The organism is Pseudomonas sp. SYWMCR5 (genome assembly GCF_057197165.1).
On record NZ_JBXUNH010000009.1, the window covers coordinates 113,971 to 133,117 of the forward strand.

The following is a 19,147-nucleotide window of genomic DNA, read 5'->3' on the forward strand; positions in this document are numbered from 1 at the left end:
GTCAGTTCCGCCGGGTCGCGCGTCGGCTGCGGTAGGTGTCGAGGACCACGGCGATGACGATCACAGCGCCCGTGATGATACGCTTGGTTGGCTCGGAAGCTCCGATCTGCGCCAAGCCTGCGGCCAGCACGGAAATGATCAGCACACCGAAGAAGGTGCTGATGATCGAGCCTCGCCCACCCATCAGGCTGGTGCCGCCGATCACCACGGCGGCAATCACCTGCAACTCAAGGCCAGAACCGGCGTTCGGATCTGCAGCTTCAAGGCGCGAGATCTGGAACAGCGCGGCCAGCCCCGCCAGCAGGCCCATCAAGGCAAAGACCCCGATCTTGTACGGACGCGGATCGATACCTGCCAGGCGCACGGCTTCTTCATTGGTGCCGATGCCGATCAGGTAGCGACCGAACACCGTGCGGGTCAGTACCAGCTGGGCGAGGATGATCACCAGCAAGGCAATGATGAAGGCCGGAGAAATACCGAAAGCGATCGGGTTGGAGAACCAGGAGAACGCGTCGCCAATGTAGGCGGTGCGCGAATCGGTGAACTGGTAGGCCAGGCCACGGGCCATTTCCAGCACGCCAAGCGATACGATGAACGACGGAATGCGCCAGGCCACGGTGACCGCGCCGGTGATGCTGCCGGCCAGGGCGGCAATGGCCATGCCCAACAGCGCGGCAGGCAATACGCTCCAGCCCCAGCCGAGGATGGCGACGCTGACGGTCGAGGCAGCCAGCGCAAGCACCGAACCGACCGACAGGTCGATGCCACCGATGATCAGCACGAAGGTCATGCCGACGGCCAGCACCATCAGGTCAGGGATCTGGTTGGCCAAGGTGCTGAAGGTGGCATAAGAGAGGAAGTGGCTGCTCAGGAACGAGAACAGCACGATCATCGCCAGCAAGGCACCGGCCAGGCCCAGGTAGGTGCCCAGGCCGAAATAGGTGCCGCTGCGGCGTACCGGCGTACCGGCGGAGTCGAGGGTGGGAGTCTTCATGCGTCCATCCTGGGAGCTGCGTCGTGCAGCAATGCGTCACGTTTCTGGTAACCGGCGAAGGCAGCGGCAAGGATCTGGTCCTGGCTCCAGCCATCACGGTCGAAGGTCTCGATCAGTTGGCCAGCGGAAAGCACGGCGATGCGGTCGCAGATCAGCATCAGCTCGCGCAGGTCGCTGGACACCACCACCAGGGCCTTGCCCTGGCGGGCGAGTTCGGCCAGCAACCCGTAGATATCGAACTTGGCGCCAACATCGATGCCGCGGGTGGGCTCATCGAACATCAGCACCTGGCAGTCGCGCTCCAACCAGCGACCGATCACCACCTTCTGCTGGTTGCCACCGGACAGCTCACCGACCGCCTGGGCGGGGCTCGCGCTGCGGATACGCATGGCGCTGATCTGCCGCTCGGCAAGCTGGCGCTCGGCGTGGGGGTCGAGCACTCCAGCGCGGGAGACCGCGCCGAGGTTACCCAAGGCGACGTTGGCGCTGATCGAGTGCGGCAACAACAGGCCTTCGCCCTTGCGGTCTTCAGTGATCAGGGCAATGCCGGCACGCACGGCAGCCTTGGGCGAATCGATGTTGACCGGTTGTAGCGGGCGCCCCAGCTGAATGCTGCCGCTGTCGGCGCGATCAGCACCATAGATCAGCCGCAACAACTCGGTACGCCCGGCGCCAATCAGCCCGGAAATACCGAAGATCTCCCCTGCCCTGACCTCGAACGACACATCGCGCACCTTGTCGCCACGGGTCATGTGCTCCACCTTGAGCAGCGGTGCGCCGATTTCGCGGCGACCAAGGTCGATGTGCTCGCCGACTTCGCGCCCCACCATCAGATTGACCAGTTCGTTGCTGCTGTAGCGAGCGATCGGCTCGGCGCACACCAGCTTGCCGTCGCGCAGCACGGCAATACGCTGCGATACGCGCTGCAGCTCTTCGAGCCGGTGCGAGATATAGACGATGGCCACACCCCGCTGACGCAGGCGCTCGATCTGCGTGAACAACAGCTCCACCTCGCGCGCAGTGAGCATCGCGGTGGGCTCGTCGAAGATCAGCACAAGGCAGTCGCCGATCAGGTTGCGGGCGATTTCGACCATTTGCTGATGGCCGATGCCCAGCTCGCCGACCGGGGTGTCCGGATCGATGGCGTCCAGCCCGACCTGGGCCATGGCCGCGGTCGCCAACTGACGCAGGCGTTTCTGACTGATCCAGCCGGCACGGCTGGGCAGGTTGTCGAGAAACAGGTTCTCGGCAACAGTGAGCGTGGGCAGCAGGTTGAGTTCCTGCATCACCATGCGCACACCGAGGCGCTCGGCCTCGCTGCGACTGCCAGGGCTATAGGGCTGGCCGCGGTAGGTCATCTGCCCGGTGGTGGGGGTTTCCAGGCCACTGATGAGCTTGGACAAGGTGCTCTTGCCGGCGCCGTTCTCGCCGGTCAAAGCGAGCACCTCGCCGCCGCGCAGGTCTAGCGTGACATCACCGAGCACGGGCTGGGCGTACGTCTTGCCCAGGCCGGTGACACTGAGCACGGATTCATGGGCCGACATGGCCACCTCTCTCATGGAACGAGCTGCAACTGCTTGAACTGGCGCTGACTCTGCGTAAGCGGCGAACCACCACTGCCATCGGACTCAGCGCACTGTCAGCATCACTTGGTGATCAGTTCTACCGGTGTCTGGATGACATTGTCGGCATCGACATCAGGCTTCTCGCCCTTGACCATCTTCAGCGCCGCCTGGATACCGAACACAGCCTGCTGGCTGGCGGCCTGGTCGAGCGTGGCGAGCACGCGGCCATCCTTGAGCATCGGTTTGATGGCGTTGATGTTGTCGTAACCGACTACCTGCACCTGGCCAGTCTTGCCAGCGGCACGCACGGCCGAGACAGCGCCCAGGGCCATGCTGTCGTTACCCGCCAGCAGCGCCTTGAGGTCGGGGTATTCGTTGAGCATCGAGGCGGCAACGGCGTTGCCCTTGTCGATCTCCCAGTTGCCGGACTGCACCGAGACGATTTTCATATGCGCGGCTTCCATCGCATCCTTGAAGCCGGCGGTGCGCTGCTGGGCGTTGGTGGTGGTCGGCACACCTTCGATGATGCCAACCTGATCGCCAGCCTTGAGCTTCTCTTTCGCCAGGTAGTCGCCGACCAGACGCGCGCCCTTGCGGTTGTCAGGGCCAACGAACGGCACGCTGATGCCTTTGCTCTTGAGCACTTCGGGGTCGAGACGGTTGTCGATGTTGACGACAGTGATGCCGGCATCCATGGCTTTCTTGATCACAGGGACCAAGGCCTTGGAGTCGGCCGGCGCGATGATCAGGGCGTTGGCGCCGGTGGCGATCATCTGCTCGACGATGCGGATCTGGTTGCCAGTGTCGGTTTCGTCCTTGATGCCGTTGGCGACCAGGTCGAATTCATTCGGATGTTCTTTCTGGTAGGCCTTGGCGCCATCTTCCATGGTGCGGAAGAATTCGTTGGCCAGCGATTTCATGACCAGTGCGACCTTGGGCTTGTCCTCGGCATGGGCCTGGGACAGCGGAATGGCGAGAGACAGGGAGGAGAGAACGGCAATAGCCAGCAGACGACCGGGGAACGGCAGCTTCATGGGATTAACTCCGAATCTTGTGATTTTTATCGGACCGCAAACGTTTGCGCTGCCTTACTATGGGAACAGGAACAGGTTTTGTCAAATGACTTTCCGGCGTTCCAGGCCCGGTCGTGTTAGTCGGAGATTATCCGGCAAATAGTCGGAAAACCGAATAGCCCTTGTAGGTATTGTTCGGGTTTCCGAATAGCAAAACACCTGCCACCCTCTTCTTGGACAAGCCCATCCCTCCACTGGCAACGCCATGCTTGCGCTCTCCACACACGGATGGGAGCGGGCTTGCTCGCGAAAAATCCGACTCAACTCGTCCCGCACCTCGCGGCTACTGCACCCTTGGTACGGAACCTGCCTACAACCTGTTGCGAACAAACATCTCATTTGGAAGAGAGAAGAAAAAATAATGAACACCGCACTGAAAACCTTCGCGCCGGGCGCCCTCGCCCTGCTGCTTGCACTGCCGATGGCCGTTTCCGCCAAGGAAGCCGAACAACAGCAGAAGCTCGCCAATGTGGTCATCCTCGCCACCGGCGGCACCATTGCTGGCGCCGGCGCCAGCGCCGCCAACAGCGCGACCTACCAAGCTGCCAAGCTGGGCATCGACAAGCTGATTGCCGGCGTGCCGGAACTGGCCGACATTGCCAATGTGCGCGGCGAACAGGTGATGCAGATCGCCTCCGAGAGCATCAGCAACGACGACCTGCTCAAGCTGGCCAAACGCGTCGCGGAACTGGCCGACAGCAAGGACGTCGACGGTATCGTCATTACCCACGGCACCGACACCCTGGAAGAGACTGCCTACTTCCTCAATCTGGTCGAGAAGACCGACAAGCCGATCGTGGTCGTCGGTTCCATGCGCCCGGGCACAGCGATGTCTGCCGACGGCATGCTCAACCTGTACAACGCGGTGGCTGTGGCTGGCGACAAGCAGTCGCGCGGCAAGGGCGTGCTGGTGACCATGAACGACGAGATCCAGTCCGGTCGCGATGTCAGCAAGTCGGTGAACATCAAGACCGAAGCCTTCAAGAGCGCCTGGGGCCCGATGGGCATGGTGGTGGAGGGCAAGTCCTACTGGTTCCGCCTGCCAGCCAAGCGCCACACCACTAACTCCGAGTTCGACATCAAGCAGATCAGCAGCCTGCCACAGGTGGACATCGCCTATGGCTACGGCAACGTGACCGACACCGCGTACAAAGCCCTGGCCCAGGGCGGTGCCAAGGCGATCATCCATGCTGGCACCGGCAATGGTTCGGTGTCGTCGCGCGTGGTGCCGGCACTGCAAGAACTGCGCAAGGACGGCGTACAGATCATTCGCTCCTCGCACGTCAACCAGGGCGGTTTCGTGCTGCGTAACGCCGAGCAGCCGGACGACAAGAACGACTGGGTCGTGGCCCATGACCTGAACCCGCAGAAAGCGCGGATCCTGGCCATGGTGGCCATGACCAAGACCCAGGACAGCAAGGAGCTGCAGCGGATCTTCTGGGAATATTGATCCAGCCATGAGCAAGGCTGCAGGTATGACGGCCCGGCTCACGATGTAAAGAGTAAAGCTGCCGCGATCTCTCCCTAGAGGTTGCGGCAGCCTCATCCTTCGGGGCGGCCTACTCGTGCCAGCCCCTCCAAGCGCCATAGATGCTTTTTGCCTGACACGCTGTTGCGAAAAAACTGACAGTGAAATACTGTACGCACATACAGCAAAACAAGGAAAGCTCCATGGCCAGCCCCGCCGCAGCGCCCAGCAGTTATGAACAACTCGGCGTACGCATCCAGAAGATCATCAACAGCCCCACCGCCCAGCGCAGCCGAGCAGCGCTGATCTTCCGCCTGGAGCACGAGTCCCCCGATGACTGGGAAACGCTGCTCGAGGAAATTGCCGAGAACGACAACGTCACCCTCGCCCATCGCGACGATGGCGGTATTCAGATCTTCTGGACCATCCCCAAAGAAGACTGATCCTTTCCCCGCCCCCTCTTCCACCGAAAGATGATTTGCGCTCGCCCATGAAAAAACTGCTGTCTGCCGTAGCCCTGCTCCTGTCCGTCGCCACTCCAGCGCTCGCCAACCCTCCCGCCACCTTTGCCGAAGCCAAGGTCGTGGCCAAACAGAAGATCTATCTCGACCAGGCCAGCAGCGCCATGGGTGAGCTCTACTGCGGCTGCAAATGGACATGGGTGGGCAAGTCCGGGGGGCGTATCGACCCCGCCTCCTGCGGCCTGCAAGCCCGAAAGCAACAGACCCGCGCCGACCGTACCGAATGGGAACACATCGTGCCGGCCTGGACCCTGGGCCATCAACGCCAGTGCTGGAAGAACGGCGGCCGCGAGCATTGCGCCGACGACGACCCGGTATTTCGCGCCATGGAAGCCGACCTGTTCAACCTGTACCCGGCGGTGGGCGAGGTGAATGGCGATCGCAGCAACTTCAACTATGGCATGGCCTCGGGTGTGGGGCAGCAGTACGGCCAGTGCAAGACCCGCGTCGATTTCAACCAGCGCGCTGCCGAGCCGCGCGATGAAGTCAAGGGCCTGGTCGCCCGCACCACCTTCTATATGTTCGATCGCTATGGCCTGAACATGTCGCGCCAGCAGCAACAACTGCTCATGGCCTGGGACAAGCAGTACCCGGTCACCGCCTGGGAGCGCGAGCGCGACCGCCGTATCGCCGGCATCATGGGGCACGCCAACCCGTTCGTGAGCGGCGAGCGACGCTGGACAGCCGGCTACAAGACCGTCGGCGACGGTGTTGTCAGCAGCCTTGCCGACAAACCTACCAAGGCCGCACCTCAGCCTACCCTGGCCAAGGTCAGCGTGACGGGTGCGATCATCGGCAACCAGAACAGCCACCTCTACCATTTGCCCAGCGGCTGCCCTGGCTACAATCAGGTGTCAGCCAAGAACCAGGTCAGCTTCGAGTCCGAGTCGCAAGCCCAGGCCGCCGGTTACCGCAAGGCCGGCAACTGCCGCTGACCCTCATGCCACCGGGGCGCGGGAGGTCCGCTCGACGGGCAGCGACACGAACTGGCTGACGTCATCCAGGCGCTGCAACTGCTCGCTGCTGAGTTTCACCTCAAGGGCCGCCAGGTTCGACTGTAACTGCACCAGCGAACGCGGCCCGATCAGCGGCAGCGTGTCGTGACTGGCAGCCCAGGCGATCGCTACCTGATCTGCCGGGACGCCATGCTCCTGTGCCACGTCCAGCAGCGCATCGAGGATCGCGCTGCGCTGCGGCGAATTCTCCGGCTGGAACACTTTGCCGCCCAGGCCCTGGGCGCGCCCCGACTCGCCCTGGCGGTACTTGCCGGTCAGCATGCCGCCACCCAAGGGCGAGAAAGTCATCATGCCCAAACCCAATGCCCGACAGGTCGGCAACAGGTCAAGCTCGCATTCGCGGCGCACCAGGCTGTGTTCGAACTGCGCAGCCGCGATGGGTACGGCGCGAGAAAGCTGGGCATAGGTGGCCGCGTGAGCCACACGCCAGGCGGGGAAGTTGGAAAGGCCGACATACAGCACCTTGCCTGATCGCGAGAGGTCTTCCAGGCCACGCAGCAGCTCTTCGGTCGGGGTCACATGATCGGGGAAGTGAGCCCAGTACAGATCGATACGGTCCGTGTTCAAACGCTTGAGGCTGGCCTCCAGGGAGGTGACCATGGCCTTGCGGCTATTGCCGGTGGTCAGCACCCCCGCGGCGGGCGACGCACCCTGGGTGAACTTGGTCGACAGCACCACCTCATCGCGGCGCCCCGCCAGCAAGCGCCCCAGATGTGTTTCAGATTCGCCGAACTGATAGATGTCCGCCGTGTCGATGAGGTTGCCGCCCGCCTCCAGGTAGGTGTCGAACATCGCCTTGCACGCCTCGGGGTCGGCGCCATGGCCCCACGCGGTGCCAAAGTTGCCTGTACCCAATGCCAGCTGGGACAGTCGTAATCCGGTCTTGCCAAAGGGTGTGTAACGCATGAATGCTCCTGACCTGATGAATACCGTTCCAACAGCCGCCAGGAATGATCGCTCCCGGTTGACAGAACATTTGCATATACAGATGTTGCAGGTACAATATTTCACATGAACACACCAATCAAGCCCTCCGGCTGCACAAATCTCAAACTGCGCCAGTTGACGCGCATGGTCACCCGTCACTACGACCAGCACCTGGCTGCCATAGGCCTGAAGAACACCCAGTACGCCCTGCTGTCCCACGTGCTGCGGCTCGGCCCGTTGCGCCCGGGCGAATTGGCCAAGGCCATGCAGATGGAGCCTTCGACCCTGACGCGCAACATGCAACCGTTGGTAGCTCAGGGCTGGCTGACGATTTCGGCAGGCGGCGACGCGCGCAGCCGTGCGGTGCAGATCACCGAGGCTGGGATAGATAAACGCGAAGAAGGTAATCAGGCGTGGCAGGCGGCACAGGATTCATTACAGGATGCGCTGGGGCTGGAACGCATCAGCGCGCTGCATGTACTGATGGATGCGTGCATGACCACGCTCAATGATCCGGAGGCTGAAGCTCACCCCCTGTAGAATCGGCCCCGTAGCGTAACCAGGCGCTCCTGCGAAGGGCGTGGCGCCATCACGCCAGTGCCAGCAGATAGGCGCTGGCCTCACGATAACGACTCAACCGGGCGATGTCCGCGGGCCCCGGACACAGGATTCGCGAGAGGTCACTATTGTCGGCGAGGTCAGCCAGCTTCACCTCGCGCGCCAGCGGGTCACTGCCCAGGCGCACGACGAAATCCTCGTAGCGCTCACCCTCACGCCGACTCAACGCCAACAGCGCCGCCAGGATCTTCAGGGTGAAGCCTTCACGAGCCAGGTCTGACAGGGTCAGCGGCGTATCCTCCAGCACATCGTGAAGCACCGCGACGATCCGCTGCTCGGGCGTCGAGACCCGCTCCATCACCCGTAGCGGATGCAGGATATAAGCCGCGCCCCCCTTGTCGAATTGCCCTTCATGGGCCCTGGTCGCCACTACGATCGCTCGTTCCAGGTTGGACATGCTCCCTCTCCCCACTCAACCCTCTGGGTACCGACGATGCCCGATGGCAGGCGCATCGGCAAATACACCGTCACCTGAAGCATAGTCGGAAAAATACCGTTCGAGTTCAAAGCCCTGGCGCCAATGAATGTTCAGCGCCAGATCCTTGTCATCACAGGCATGCACACCACAATGCCTGCAACCTTTACATGAGGGAGAAGCCGTCAGCGCTTGGCGCCATGCTGGATGACGATCGAGTCGGTACCCAGGCGCGCCATGACATCAGCCTTGCGTGCATCCGCTTCGCCCTTTGTAGGGAACGGCCCCATCAGCACCACAGGTTTGCCGTCGCGGTATTCGACCCAGGAGGGAATGCCCTTCTCGATCAGGCGAGCGGTCATGTCGGTGAGTGCGCCCATATTGGGCCCCTGCACCACCTCGACATCCCAGCCTTCCGGGGCCGGCTCGCCAGCCAGGGCATCGGCACGACGCTGCAACTCAGCACCGCCACAGATCTCACGGATGCGCAGGTTGTTGCCGCTGTCGTCGACCAGGATTTCGTATTGGCCATCGTGCTTGATTGCCACATAGCTGCGATAGGCTTCGAACTGGCCGGCGTCGTCCTTGCCGCGGACCTGGCCGCAGATGGAGCCCTGGGTGTCGATCCGCACGTTGGCGAACTTGGCCGTCTTGGGGTTGTGCAGGTGTTCGGCCACCTGCTTGTGCACACCCTCGACCTCGTTTTCACAGCCCGCCAGGGCCAGCACCGCCATTACCACCGCCAGTTTGCGCACGCGTTCATCTCCCGATTCGAAGGGCCGGATTCTAGCATGGCGGGTCGGGAGCGCCGACGGCCAGGCTGTCGCAGGGCGTGTCACGCCCAGGCCGGTGTTTCCTGAGGCGAATGCAAAAAGGGCGATCCTTTCGGATCGCCCTTTTTGTCGATTTGGTAGGCACAATTGGACTCGAACCAACGACCCCCACCATGTCAAGGTGGTGCTCTAACCAACTGAGCTATGTGCCTGTCGATGAGGGCGCATTCTACGCGCTAGAAAATCCCTGTCAACAGTTTTTTTCGAGCTAACCTACTGATTCTAAAAATATTTGCGCCCATGACTAGCAGACAACACCCCTGTAAAGGATTTTCACCATACGACTAGCGGGTGTTTATTATTATTGATAGCATCGGTACATTCGTTAAAAATATAAAACACGAGGTTTTCCGAGCATGGCTAACACCCCCTACCCCCAGTCCTACTACGCCGCCTCGGCCAACCCGGTGCCGCCACGTCCGGCGCTGCAGGGTGAGGTGGAGACCGATGTATGCATCATCGGTGCCGGCTACACCGGCCTTTCCAGCGCACTGTTCCTGCTGGAGAACGGCTTCAAGGTGACCGTCGTCGAAGCCGCCAAGGTCGGCTTCGGCGCATCGGGCCGCAATGGTGGGCAGATCGTCAACAGCTACAGCCGCGACATTGACGTCATCGAACGCACCGTCGGCCCCAAGCAGGCACAATTGCTGGGCGAGATGGCTTTCGAAGGCGGCCGTATCATCCGTGAGCGCGTGGCCAAGTACAACATCCAGTGCGACCTGAAGGACGGCGGCGTATTCGCGGCCCTGACCAGCAAGCAGATGAGCCACCTGGAGTCGCAGAAGCGCCTGTGGGAGCGCTTCGGCCACACCCAGCTGGAACTCATGGACCAGAAGCGCATCCGTGAAGTGGTCGCCTGCGACAACTATATCGGCGGCATGCTCGACATGAGCGGCGGCCACATCCACCCGCTGAACCTTGCCCTGGGCGAGGCCGCTGCGGTCGAGTCGCTGGGCGGCGTCATCTATGAGCAGACCCCTGCCGTGCGCATCGAGCGTGGCGCCAACCCTGTGGTGCATACCCCACAGGGCAAAGTGCGCGCCAAGTTCATCATCGTCGCGGGCAACGCCTACCTGGGCAACCTGGTGCCGGAACTGGCCGCCAAGTCCATGCCTTGCGGCACCCAGGTGATCACCACCGAGCCACTGGGCGAGGAACTGGCCCGCACCCTGCTGCCGCAGGACTACTGCGTCGAGGACTGCAACTACCTGCTCGACTACTACCGCCTGACCAGCGACAAGCGCCTGATCTTCGGCGGCGGCGTGGTCTACGGCGCACGTGACCCGGCGAACATCGAGGCGATCATTCGTCCGAAGATGCTCAAGGCCTTCCCACAGCTCAAGGACGTGAAGATCGACTACGCCTGGACCGGCAACTTCCTGCTGACCCTGTCGCGTCTGCCGCAGGTCGGTCGTATCGGCGACAACATCTACTACTCCCAGGGTTGCTCGGGTCATGGCGTGACATACACCCACCTGGCGGGCAAGGTTCTGGCCGAAGCACTGCGTGGCCAGGCCGAGCGTTTCGACGCCTTCGCCGGCCTGCCGCACTATCCGTTCCCGGGTGGTCAGTTGCTGCGTGTGCCGTTCAGCGCCATTGGTGCGTGGTACTACAGCCTGCGGGATCGCCTGGGGTTCTGATGTAGCACCGGATTGCTCATTTCGCGGGCACGCCCGCTTCCACAAGCGTGCATCTGTGGGAGCGGGTTTACCCGCGAAATGTAATCAGTACCGCCGCAGCTACTGCCCGAGGCTACGCAGCGCCTGCTTCGCGGCAACCTCCTGGCCATCGCGCGCCAGCTCGTCGGCAGCCTTCAGCCAGCGCTGGCGGTCGACCTGGGCCGGCAGGCGCTGGGGCGGTTGCACCAGCACCGCCCAACTCCCCTCCTTGGCCCAGGCGCTCTCGAAGGTATCGAAATCCAGCAGATGCCGCCGCGCCATCCCTGAACGCAGCAATACACGCTGCTTGTAACGGTCGTAGCCGATCAGCACCGCATAGCGTGGCTCGCCCCACAGCGCCGAACCATCGTGATAGCGCAACAACACCGGATGACCGGCCGCCACTTGGGTGAGCAAGGCATCCAGGCGCTTGTCCAGCGGATAGACCACCATGCCGTACTCGCGGGCCACCCGGGGAATGCCGGTTTCCAGCGACGCCGCGCCCTGCGGCAGATTCAGCGATTTGTCCAGCAGGCCAGGCGTGATCGGCGCGCCCTGCTGCGAAAGCACGGCCGCCAGAGCCATCGAACCACTCAGATTGGCATTACCGCGATAGAACGGCACGCTGCTGATCTCGACCCGCTGCGGCAGTTTGTCGAGCGCCGCCGGTGGAGAACCGGCGCAACCGGCAAGGCTGGCGACCACCAGGCAGGCCGCCAGCAGGCGGCGCGGGCTCAGGGAGGTGAAGAAATGCTGCGACATGGACACTCGCTTGTTTCGACGCCCGGCAGACAGCGCCCGGCACTGGGCTCCGATCATAGGCGCCTGCGCGGCCCAGGTATAGCCCGCTTCGGGCTTGGAACGAAATGGCCCAAGCAATAGACCTTCGGTCAATGGAACGTCACACGCGTGCGGCTAGACTAAGAAAGTGTCTGGAGGGAACAGCCCACAGTTGTCCCGAGAGAAGGAGGCACGCACATGAGCCTGACAATGGCAATCTTCATGCTGGTCGCGATGTGGTTGAGCGTCGCCGCCGCCATGCTCTGGGGGGTACTGCGCATCGCGCGACGCCATGCCCGACCGCATCACACCCAAGCCGCCACCGCGCCCAAGCCTCAGCCGCTGCATCGCACCCGCCGGCACGCCGGGGCACATTGACCTGATCCGCAAAAGAACAAGGGGCTGCCTGGCAGCCCCTTCTCTTTTGCGTCAGCCCGGTGTCAGCCTTCAGCCGCCTCGCGCTTCAGGCGTGCCCGGCGAACCATGATGTTGAGGATCTCGATCACCGTGGAGAAGGCCATCGCTGCGTACACGTAGCCTTTCGGTACATGGGCGCCGAAACCTTCGGCGATCAGCGTCATGCCGATCATGATCAGGAAGCCCAGCGCCAGCATCACCACGGTAGGGTTGTCGTTGATGAACTTGGCCAGCGGGTCGGCGGCCACCAACATCACGATCACTGCACTGATCACGGCGATGATCATGATCGGCAAGTGCTCGGTCATGCCCACGGCGGTGATGATGCTGTCCACCGAGAAGACGATGTCGAGCAGCAGGATCTGACCGATCGCCGCAGCAAAGCCGAGGGTCACGGTGGTGCCGGCCTTGGATTCTTCCTTCGCACCATGCGGATCGACGCTTTCGTGAATCTCCTTGGTTGCCTTCCACAGCAGGAACAGGCCACCGGCGATCAGGATCATGTCCTTCCAGGAGAAGGCGTGGCCGAATACCTCGATCACCGGCTCCGTCAACTGGACGATCCAGGCCACCGTCGAGAGCAGTGCCAGGCGCATGATCAACGCCATGCTGATACCGATCCGTCGAGCCTTGGAGCGGTAGGCCTCAGGCAGCTTGTTGGTGAGAATCGAGATGAAGATCAGGTTGTCGATACCCAACACGATTTCCATTGCCACCAGTGTGGCCAGGGCGACCCAGGCGGTGGGGCTCGCAGCAAGTTCCAGCAAGTATTCCATTTAGTGTTCCTTCGCTCAGATGTCCTGGGTGTCGTTCTTGTCTTGCTTGCTCTCGGTTTTTGGCTCGCTGCCACCGAGGGTTTCGTTCAAGGCTTGCTGGGCGGCTTCGTTGGTCTTGTCGATCGCCTGCTTGGCCGACTCGGCGGCCTGGTTCAGCACCTGCTGGGCCGACTTCTCGGCCTGGTCGCAACCCGCCGTGGCCAAGAGCGCCAGCACCAGTACCAACGGAGTGCCGATGGATTTCAGTTGTAGCATAAGGTCCTCGCTTATCGATGTTCGGCTGGCGCACGCAGCGCGCCTGATGGAGTCGAATTCTAGAGAGGCCGATAGTTCAGGAAAATTCGTATTTTCAGCGGTTATACTTCGGTTTTTACGAATCGAGTCGTACCTCCATGCTCAACTACCGTCAGCTTCACTATTTCTGGGTAGTGGCCCGCACTGGCAGCATCACCCGCGCCAGCGAGCAATTGAACCTTACGCCGCAGACCATCAGCGGGCAGATCAGCCTGCTGGAACAGACCTACAACCTGGAGCTGTTCCAACGCGTCGGTCGACAACTGGAACTGACCGAAACCGGCCGCCAGACCCTCGCCTATGCCGAGCAGATGTTCCAGATTGGCAGCGAACTCGAGACCCTGTTGCGCGCCGGCCCCCAGGAACAGATCCTGTTCCGCGTAGGGGTCGCGGACGTGGTGCCCAAGTCCATCGTCTATCGTTTGCTGGCACCGACCATGGAGCTTGACGAAGTACTGCGCATCAACTGCCGTGAAGACAAGCTGGAGCGCCTGCTCGCGGACCTGGCGATCCAGCGCCTTGACCTGGTGATCTCCGACAGCCCCATGCCCAGCCATCTGGACATCAAGGGGTACAGCCAGAAACTGGGTGAGTGCGGCCTGAGCTTTTTCGCCACCGCAGCCCTTGCCACTCGGCTGAAGCAGCCCTTCCCCGGCTGCCTCGACGACGCACCGCTACTGATCCCCGGACAGGAAACGGTAGTGCGCAGCCGCCTGTTGCGCTGGCTGGCCGAGCAGCAGGTGCAACCGCGCATCGTCGGTGAATTCGACGACAGCGCCTTGATGCAGGCATTCGGACAATCGGGCAGCGGCATCTTCGTGGCGCCCAGCGTGATCGCCGATGAGGTGTGTCGGCAGTACGGCGTGGAACTGATCGGACAGACCGAGGCGGTGCATGAGTCGTTCTATGCGATTTCTGTGGAGCGCAAGGTGAAGCATCCGGGGATCGTGGCGATTACCGAAGGCGCGCGCAGGGAGCTGTTCAACTGGTGAGTCCATACTGGCCCTTATCGGGCCAATAGCACTGCCATCCCTAGCGTAAATGCGGGAAACAATACCGTCAGCCATGTATTACAGCTCCTGTGCTACAGTCCGCGGTTCGTTCAAACCCGAGACCCCGCTGCACATGACCCCTGTTTTTCGCCTTCTCAGCCGCACCAGCCTGGTGACCCAGATCATCATTGGCCTGGCTGCCGGTATCGCCCTGGCGCTGGTCGCCCCGAGCCTGGCCCTGGATCTTGCATTCCTCGGCAAGGTGTTCGTCTCGGCCCTCAAGGCCGTGGCACCGATCCTGGTGTTCGTGTTGGTGATTGCCTCCATCGCCAACCATCAACAAGGTCAGCAGATCCATATCCGCCCTATCCTCTGGCTCTACCTGCTGAGCACTTTCGGTGCCGCCGTGGTCGCCGTGGTAGCGAGCATGGCCTTCCCTTCGACTCTGATACTGAACCCACACGAAGCAACGCTGAGCGCCCCCGGCGGCATCACCGAAGTGCTGCAGGGCCTGCTCCTGAGCGCGGTGGACAATCCAGTGAGTGCCCTGGTCAATGCCAACTTCATCGGCATCCTGACCTGGGCCATCGGCCTGGGCATAGTGCTGCGCAAGGCCGGCAAGGCAACCCGCGGAGTGATCGACGACCTGTCCAAAGGCATCACGCAGCTGGTTCGCGTGGTGATTCGCTTCGCTCCACTGGGGATCTTCGGCCTGGTCAGCTCGACCCTGGCCGAGGCGGGCCTGGATGCCCTGCTCGGCTACCTGCATCTGCTGGGGGTGCTGATCGGTTGCATGCTGTTCGTAGCATTGGTGATGAACCCGTTGATCGTGTTCTGGAAGATTCGCCGCAACCCTTACCCCCTGACCCTCCTGTGCCTGCGTGAAAGCGGTATCACCGCGTTCTTCACCCGCAGCTCGGCAGCGAACATTCCGGTAAACCTGGCGTTGTCGGAGCGCCTGGGCCTGCATGAAGACACCTACTCAGTGTCGATCCCGCTGGGTGCGACCATCAACATGGCCGGGGCCGCGATCACCATCACCGTGCTGACCCTGGCGGCGGTGCATACCCTGGGGATCGCCATCGATCTGCCGACCGCGGTGCTGCTCAGCGTGGTGGCTGCGGTCTGTGCCTGCGGCGCCTCGGGCGTGGCCGGCGGGTCGCTACTGTTGATTCCTCTGGCTTGCAGCCTGTTCGGCATTCCCAGCGAGATTGCCATGCAGGTGGTTGCCGTCGGTTTCATCATCGGTGTGTTGCAGGACTCGGCGGAAACCGCGCTCAATTCATCGACCGACGTACTGTTCACTGCGGCTGCGTGCGAGGCCATGGAGCGGCGTACTGCCTGAGCCGCAATTGCTTAAGCCAGACGCAAGGCCTAGGCTAATGGCCTTTTCCTAGTAACGAGACAGGGCCATGTCAGAACACGAAACCGCAGGCGAAGGCCGCCTCAACAGTATCGAGGTCCGTATCCTCGGCGCGCTGATCGAAAAGCAGGCCACCAGCCCGGAAAGCTACCCACTGACACTCAATGCGCTGGTCCTGGCCTGCAACCAGAAGACCAGCCGGGAGCCGGTGATGAACCTCTCCCCCGGTCAGGTCGGCCAGGCCCTGCGTGCACTCGAAGGCCAGGACATGGCCCGCCTGCAGATGGGTAGCCGCGCCGACCGCTGGGAACATCGGGTAGACAAGGCGCTGGAACTGGTACCGGCGCAGTTGGTACTGATGGGGCTGATGTTCCTGCGGGGCCCGCAGACCCTCAACGAACTGCTGACACGCAGCAACCGTCTGCACGAATTCGAAGACGTCGATCAGGTCCAGCATCAGCTGGAGCGCCTGGTTTCGCGCGGGCTGGCCTTGCATCTACCGCGTCAGGCAGGCCAGCGCGAGGACCGCTACACCCATGCCTTGGGCGATCCGGCCGAGATCGAAGCGATTCTTGCCGCGCGTCAGCAGGACAGCGGGCCACGCAGTGGTGCAGGCAGCGTTTCGGAGGATCGAATCGAAGCGCTGGAAGCGCGGATCTCGGCACTGGAGGCGCGGCTGGCTCAGCTCGAGGGCTGAGTCAGGTCTGGTCGGGCTCGGGGAAGTTACGGCAGCTCTTGCGCTCGGCCAGTTCCTGGTCGCTGGGGCGCTGGTCGACGAACACGGTACGACCGTCGGGGTAGATTTCCAGGTAGCCCCAGTGCAGATCCTGCTCCTGTTGGCCAGGCTTGGGTGGCACCAACCACCAGGGTTCTCGACTGATCGGGGTCATGGCGCGATTCCTGAGAGCGTCTTCTTCAAGCATAGACACCCTCAGAGAATGCTTTGTTTCTGCGGGCCTCATCGCGGGACAAGCCCGCTCCCTCCGGTAACAGCTTCAAGAGCTGTGCGCTACACCGGTGGGAGCGGCGGTTCGGCGCCCCGACTTGTCCCGCGATGAGGCCCGCGCTGACTTACGCCGGCGCCGAAGTCCGGATCAGGTGATCAAAGGCCGCCAGCGAAGCTTTGGCGCCCTCGCCCACGGCGATGACGATCTGCTTGTATGGCACCGTGGTCACGTCACCGGCCGCGAACACACCAGGGATGCTGGTCTGGCCCTTGGCGTCGACGATGATCTCGCCACGCGGCGACAGCTCGACCGTGCCCTTGAGCCAATCAGTGTTCGGCAGCAGGCCGATCTGCACGAAGATACCTTCGAGCGCCAGCTCATGGATCTCGTTGCTGGTCCGGTCCTCGTAGCGCAGACCGGTAACCTTCTCGCCATTACCCAGCACTTCCTTGGTCAGGGCGCTGGTGATCACCTTGACGTTCGGCAGGCTGTGCAGCTTGCGCTGCAGCACCGCATCGGCACGCAACTGGCTGTCGAACTCGATCAGCGTCACCTGAGCGACGATACCGGCCAGGTCGATGGCCGCTTCCACGCCAGAGTTGCCACCACCGATCACCGCCACGCGCTTGCCCTTGAACAGTGGGCCATCACAGTGCGGGCAGTAGGCCACACCACGGGCGCGGTATTCCTGCTCACCGGGGACATTCATCTCGCGCCAGCGGGCACCGGTGGCGAGGATCACGGTCTTGGCCTTGAGCGAGGCACCGCTGGCCAGGCGTACTTCATGCAAGCCGCTCTCGGTGGCCGGGATCAACGCTTCACCGCGCTGCAGATTCATGATGTCGACGTCGTACTGCTTGACGTGCTCTTCAAGCGCACTGGCCAGCTTCGGCCCTTCGGTCTCCTGCACGGAGATGAAGTTCTCGATCGCCAGGGTATCAAGCACCTGGCCGCCAAAACGCTCAGCGGCAACACCGGTACGAATGCCTTTGCGCGCAGCGTAGATGGCCGCCGCAGCGCCAGCAGGACCACCGCCGACCACCAGCACGTCGAAAGCGTCCTTGGCATTGATCTTTTCCGCCTGGCGGCTGCCGGCACTGGTGTCGATCTTGCCGAGAATCTCCTCCAGGCCCATGCGGCCCTGGCCGAACACTTCACCGTTCAGGTAGATGCTCGGTACCGCCATGATCTTGCGCGATTCGACTTCATCCTGGAACAGCGCACCATCGATGGCGACGTGACGAATATTGGGGTTGAGCACCGCCATCAGGTTCAGGGCCTGGACCACGTCGGGACAGTTCTGGCAAGACAGCGAGAAGTAAGTCTCGAAGCTGAACTCGCCTTCCAGGGCCTGGATCTGCTCGATCACTTCGGCGCTGGCCTTGGAGGGGTGGCCACCGACCTGCAGCAACGCCAGTACCAGGGAGGTAAATTCATGGCCCATGGGGATGCCGGCGAAACGCAGGCTGATATCGCCCCCAGGACGGTTGAGCGAGAACGAGGGGCGACGGGCATCGCTGCCGTCCTCGCGCAGGGTAATGAGGCTCGACAGGCCGGCGATTTCAACCAGCAGGTCGTGCATTTCACGGGACTTCGCGCCGTCGTCGAGAGAAGCAACGATCTCGATCGGCTGGGTGACCCGCTCCAGGTAGGTTTTCAGTTGCGATTTAAGCGTGGCGTCCAACATACGGGGCGATTCCTTTTTTAAAACTCGGATACAAAAACGCCCAGGCGAGGTCGCCCGGGCGTTTGACGGGGCAGTGAGTACTTCAGCTTTGGCGGCTGCTCACCGCCCGCGATTGATGCATGACCTTAGATCTTGCCGACCAGGTCCAGCGATGGCGCCAGAGTGGCCTCGCCTTCTTTCCACTTGGCCGGGCAAACTTCGCCTGGGTGAGCGGCAACGTACTGGGCAGCCTTGACCTTGCGCAGCAGCTCGGCGGCATCGCGGCCTACACCACCGTCGTTCAGTTCGACGATCTTGATCTGACCTTCCGGGTTGATCACGAAGGTGCCGCGATCAGCCAGACCGGCTTCCTCGATCAGCACGTCGAAGTTGCGCGAGATGACGTGGGTCGGGTCACCGATCAGCGGGTATTGGATCTTGCCGATGGTGTCCGAAGTGTCGTGCCAGGCTTTGTGGGTGAAGTGGGTGTCGGTGGACACGCCGTAGATTTCGACGCCCAGCTTCTGGAACTCGGCGTAGTTGTCAGCGAGGTCACCCAGTTCGGTCGGGCAGACGAAAGTGAAGTCGGCCGGGTAGAAGAACACGACGGACCATTTGCCTTTCAGGTCGGCTTCGCTTACCTGAACGAACTCGCCTTTGTGGTAGGCAGTGGCGTTGAACGGTTTGACCTGGCTGTTGATGATTGGCATCAGAAACGCTCCTTCGAGGGTTAGTTAACTTGGGGTGGGTAACTTTCGATGGAGTAATCCTATCCAATGACCTCGACAATGGCTCATTGGTAAACCTCATGTTGGTGATTGGTT

The 19,147-nt window shown here is 62.1% G+C and carries 21 protein-coding genes and 1 tRNA gene; 9 read left to right on the forward strand and 13 right to left on the reverse strand.

The features are described from left to right. Position 1 precedes the first annotated feature (1 nt). The 3 genes from AC2CGW_RS21285 to AC2CGW_RS21295 all read right to left on the reverse strand — a co-directional run bounded on the left by AC2CGW_RS21285 (position 2) and on the right by AC2CGW_RS21295 (position 3,593). A complete protein-coding gene (locus AC2CGW_RS21285; RefSeq protein ID WP_186669083.1) occupies positions 2-994 on the reverse strand; it encodes an ABC transporter permease in 993 nt (330 codons plus the stop codon). After that, on the reverse strand, positions 991-2,538 hold the full coding sequence (locus tag AC2CGW_RS21290; protein WP_484574553.1) for a sugar ABC transporter ATP-binding protein: 1,548 nt from the start codon (positions 2,536-2,538) through the stop codon (positions 991-993). The genes AC2CGW_RS21285 and AC2CGW_RS21290 overlap by 4 nt, the downstream gene beginning before the upstream one ends. Before the next feature lie 101 nt (positions 2,539-2,639). Then, positions 2,640-3,593, reverse strand: coding sequence for a substrate-binding domain-containing protein (locus AC2CGW_RS21295; protein WP_484574554.1), 954 nt, complete (start codon positions 3,591-3,593; stop codon positions 2,640-2,642). Positions 3,594-3,993: 400 nt separating this feature from the next. Here AC2CGW_RS21295 and AC2CGW_RS21300 point away from each other — a divergent pair, with 400 nt between their 5' ends. From AC2CGW_RS21300 to AC2CGW_RS21310, 3 genes are all read left to right on the forward strand, one after another. After that, positions 3,994-5,082 carry an asparaginase gene (locus tag AC2CGW_RS21300; RefSeq protein WP_186669079.1) on the forward strand — a complete coding sequence of 363 codons (1,089 nt, stop codon included), beginning with the start codon at positions 3,994-3,996 and terminating at the stop codon, positions 5,080-5,082. A 221-nt stretch (positions 5,083-5,303) separates the two neighbouring features. Beyond that, the gene (locus AC2CGW_RS21305; protein WP_186669077.1) at positions 5,304-5,543 is read left to right on the forward strand and encodes a DUF1654 domain-containing protein; all 240 of its coding nucleotides are present in this window, start codon (positions 5,304-5,306) and stop codon (positions 5,541-5,543) included. A 47-nt stretch (positions 5,544-5,590) separates the two neighbouring features. Further along, positions 5,591-6,556 (forward strand): endonuclease, encoded by a 966-nt coding sequence (locus tag AC2CGW_RS21310; RefSeq protein ID WP_186669075.1) that lies wholly within the window; start codon positions 5,591-5,593, stop codon positions 6,554-6,556. A gap of 3 nt (positions 6,557-6,559) precedes the next feature. Here AC2CGW_RS21310 and AC2CGW_RS21315 read toward each other — a convergent pair whose 3' ends face one another. Beyond that, positions 6,560-7,543: an aldo/keto reductase gene (locus AC2CGW_RS21315; protein ID WP_186720998.1), complete on the reverse strand. Its 984-nt coding sequence runs from the start codon at positions 7,541-7,543 to the stop codon at positions 6,560-6,562. Between the two features lie 105 nt (positions 7,544-7,648). Between AC2CGW_RS21315 and AC2CGW_RS21320 the strand changes: the two genes are divergently transcribed. Continuing rightward, positions 7,649-8,104 carry a MarR family winged helix-turn-helix transcriptional regulator gene (locus AC2CGW_RS21320; protein WP_186710151.1) on the forward strand — a complete coding sequence of 152 codons (456 nt, stop codon included), beginning with the start codon at positions 7,649-7,651 and terminating at the stop codon, positions 8,102-8,104. A 49-nt stretch (positions 8,105-8,153) separates the two neighbouring features. Here the strand turns inward: AC2CGW_RS21320 and AC2CGW_RS21325 are convergent, their stop codons facing one another. From AC2CGW_RS21325 to AC2CGW_RS21335, 3 genes are all read right to left on the reverse strand, one after another. Next, positions 8,154-8,579, reverse strand: a complete 426-nt coding sequence (locus AC2CGW_RS21325; protein ID WP_186669069.1) for a GTP pyrophosphokinase — start codon at positions 8,577-8,579, stop codon at positions 8,154-8,156. A gap of 203 nt (positions 8,580-8,782) precedes the next feature. Further along, a complete protein-coding gene (locus AC2CGW_RS21330) occupies positions 8,783-9,352 on the reverse strand; it encodes an SPOR domain-containing protein (protein WP_186669068.1) in 570 nt (189 codons plus the stop codon). A gap of 153 nt (positions 9,353-9,505) precedes the next feature. Next, positions 9,506-9,582: transfer RNA gene (locus AC2CGW_RS21335), tRNA-Val, on the reverse strand. A 204-nt stretch (positions 9,583-9,786) separates the two neighbouring features. Here AC2CGW_RS21335 and AC2CGW_RS21340 point away from each other — a divergent pair. Beyond that, on the forward strand, positions 9,787-11,070 hold the full coding sequence (locus AC2CGW_RS21340; protein ID WP_484574555.1) for an NAD(P)/FAD-dependent oxidoreductase: 1,284 nt from the start codon (positions 9,787-9,789) through the stop codon (positions 11,068-11,070). Between the two features lie 99 nt (positions 11,071-11,169). On the opposite strand, the gene AC2CGW_RS21345 is transcribed toward AC2CGW_RS21340, so the two are convergent. Continuing rightward, a complete protein-coding gene (locus tag AC2CGW_RS21345; protein WP_484574556.1) occupies positions 11,170-11,907 on the reverse strand; it encodes a peptidase C39 family protein in 738 nt (245 codons plus the stop codon). Positions 11,908-12,066: 159 nt separating this feature from the next. Between AC2CGW_RS21345 and AC2CGW_RS21350 the strand changes: the two genes are divergently transcribed. Continuing rightward, positions 12,067-12,246, forward strand: a complete 180-nt coding sequence (locus tag AC2CGW_RS21350; protein WP_186669065.1) for a hypothetical protein — start codon at positions 12,067-12,069, stop codon at positions 12,244-12,246. Between the two features lie 62 nt (positions 12,247-12,308). Here the strand turns inward: AC2CGW_RS21350 and AC2CGW_RS21355 are convergent, their stop codons facing one another. Both AC2CGW_RS21355 and AC2CGW_RS21360 read right to left on the reverse strand, forming a co-directional pair. Then, positions 12,309-13,061 carry a TerC family protein gene (locus tag AC2CGW_RS21355; RefSeq protein ID WP_186669064.1) on the reverse strand — a complete coding sequence of 251 codons (753 nt, stop codon included), beginning with the start codon at positions 13,059-13,061 and terminating at the stop codon, positions 12,309-12,311. 15 nt (positions 13,062-13,076) lie between these two features. After that, the gene (locus tag AC2CGW_RS21360; RefSeq protein WP_186669063.1) at positions 13,077-13,316 is read right to left on the reverse strand and encodes a hypothetical protein; all 240 of its coding nucleotides are present in this window, start codon (positions 13,314-13,316) and stop codon (positions 13,077-13,079) included. A gap of 137 nt (positions 13,317-13,453) precedes the next feature. On the opposite strand from AC2CGW_RS21360, the gene nhaR reads away from it, so the two are divergent. From nhaR to AC2CGW_RS21375, 3 genes are all read left to right on the forward strand, one after another. Further along, entirely contained in the window at positions 13,454-14,347 is an 894-nt protein-coding gene (gene nhaR / locus AC2CGW_RS21365; RefSeq protein ID WP_186722224.1) for a transcriptional activator NhaR, read from the forward strand. A 133-nt stretch (positions 14,348-14,480) separates the two neighbouring features. Beyond that, entirely contained in the window at positions 14,481-15,692 is a 1,212-nt protein-coding gene (sstT, locus tag AC2CGW_RS21370; protein ID WP_186722226.1) for a serine/threonine transporter SstT, read from the forward strand. Positions 15,693-15,759: 67 nt separating this feature from the next. Next, positions 15,760-16,407, forward strand: coding sequence for a YceH family protein (locus AC2CGW_RS21375; RefSeq protein ID WP_288375188.1), 648 nt, complete (start codon positions 15,760-15,762; stop codon positions 16,405-16,407). 1 nt (position 16,408) lies between these two features. Here the strand turns inward: AC2CGW_RS21375 and AC2CGW_RS21380 are convergent, their stop codons facing one another. The 3 genes from AC2CGW_RS21380 to ahpC form a co-directional block, all read right to left on the reverse strand. Then, positions 16,409-16,600: a hypothetical protein gene (locus AC2CGW_RS21380; RefSeq protein ID WP_186669057.1), complete on the reverse strand. Its 192-nt coding sequence runs from the start codon at positions 16,598-16,600 to the stop codon at positions 16,409-16,411. Positions 16,601-16,781: 181 nt separating this feature from the next. Then, a complete protein-coding gene (ahpF, locus tag AC2CGW_RS21385; protein WP_484574557.1) occupies positions 16,782-18,344 on the reverse strand; it encodes an alkyl hydroperoxide reductase subunit F in 1,563 nt (520 codons plus the stop codon). Positions 18,345-18,469: 125 nt separating this feature from the next. Next, on the reverse strand, positions 18,470-19,033 hold the full coding sequence (ahpC, locus tag AC2CGW_RS21390) for an alkyl hydroperoxide reductase subunit C (protein WP_004375926.1): 564 nt from the start codon (positions 19,031-19,033) through the stop codon (positions 18,470-18,472). Between the last annotated feature and the right edge of the window lie 114 nt (positions 19,034-19,147).

What these genes read in the sequence shown, in the direction of transcription:
- AC2CGW_RS21310 (WP_186669075.1), top strand. Translation starts at nt 5,591, where the DNA reads ATGAAAAAACTGCTGTCTGCCGTAGCCCTGCTCCTGTCCGTCGCCACT.
- AC2CGW_RS21285 (WP_186669083.1), bottom strand. Translation starts at nt 994, where the DNA reads ATGAAGACTCCCACCCTCGACTCCGCCGGTACGCCGGTACGCCGCAGC.
- AC2CGW_RS21315 (WP_186720998.1), bottom strand. Translation starts at nt 7,543, where the DNA reads ATGCGTTACACACCCTTTGGCAAGACCGGATTACGACTGTCCCAGCTG.
- AC2CGW_RS21295 (WP_484574554.1), bottom strand. Translation starts at nt 3,593, where the DNA reads ATGAAGCTGCCGTTCCCCGGTCGTCTGCTGGCTATTGCCGTTCTCTCC.
- AC2CGW_RS21325 (WP_186669069.1), bottom strand. Translation starts at nt 8,579, where the DNA reads ATGTCCAACCTGGAACGAGCGATCGTAGTGGCGACCAGGGCCCATGAA.
- AC2CGW_RS21345 (WP_484574556.1), bottom strand. Translation starts at nt 11,907, where the DNA reads ATGATCGGAGCCCAGTGCCGGGCGCTGTCTGCCGGGCGTCGAAACAAG.
- AC2CGW_RS21360 (WP_186669063.1), bottom strand. Translation starts at nt 13,316, where the DNA reads ATGCTACAACTGAAATCCATCGGCACTCCGTTGGTACTGGTGCTGGCG.
- AC2CGW_RS21320 (WP_186710151.1), top strand. Translation starts at nt 7,649, where the DNA reads ATGAACACACCAATCAAGCCCTCCGGCTGCACAAATCTCAAACTGCGC.
- nhaR (WP_186722224.1), top strand. Translation starts at nt 13,454, where the DNA reads ATGCTCAACTACCGTCAGCTTCACTATTTCTGGGTAGTGGCCCGCACT.
- AC2CGW_RS21375 (WP_288375188.1), top strand. Translation starts at nt 15,760, where the DNA reads ATGTCAGAACACGAAACCGCAGGCGAAGGCCGCCTCAACAGTATCGAG.
- ahpF (WP_484574557.1), bottom strand. Translation starts at nt 18,344, where the DNA reads ATGTTGGACGCCACGCTTAAATCGCAACTGAAAACCTACCTGGAGCGG.
- AC2CGW_RS21290 (WP_484574553.1), bottom strand. Translation starts at nt 2,538, where the DNA reads ATGTCGGCCCATGAATCCGTGCTCAGTGTCACCGGCCTGGGCAAGACG.
- AC2CGW_RS21340 (WP_484574555.1), top strand. Translation starts at nt 9,787, where the DNA reads ATGGCTAACACCCCCTACCCCCAGTCCTACTACGCCGCCTCGGCCAAC.
- AC2CGW_RS21355 (WP_186669064.1), bottom strand. Translation starts at nt 13,061, where the DNA reads ATGGAATACTTGCTGGAACTTGCTGCGAGCCCCACCGCCTGGGTCGCC.
- AC2CGW_RS21350 (WP_186669065.1), top strand. Translation starts at nt 12,067, where the DNA reads ATGAGCCTGACAATGGCAATCTTCATGCTGGTCGCGATGTGGTTGAGC.
- AC2CGW_RS21305 (WP_186669077.1), top strand. Translation starts at nt 5,304, where the DNA reads ATGGCCAGCCCCGCCGCAGCGCCCAGCAGTTATGAACAACTCGGCGTA.
- AC2CGW_RS21380 (WP_186669057.1), bottom strand. Translation starts at nt 16,600, where the DNA reads ATGACCCCGATCAGTCGAGAACCCTGGTGGTTGGTGCCACCCAAGCCT.
- AC2CGW_RS21300 (WP_186669079.1), top strand. Translation starts at nt 3,994, where the DNA reads ATGAACACCGCACTGAAAACCTTCGCGCCGGGCGCCCTCGCCCTGCTG.
- sstT (WP_186722226.1), top strand. Translation starts at nt 14,481, where the DNA reads ATGACCCCTGTTTTTCGCCTTCTCAGCCGCACCAGCCTGGTGACCCAG.
- ahpC (WP_004375926.1), bottom strand. Translation starts at nt 19,033, where the DNA reads ATGCCAATCATCAACAGCCAGGTCAAACCGTTCAACGCCACTGCCTAC.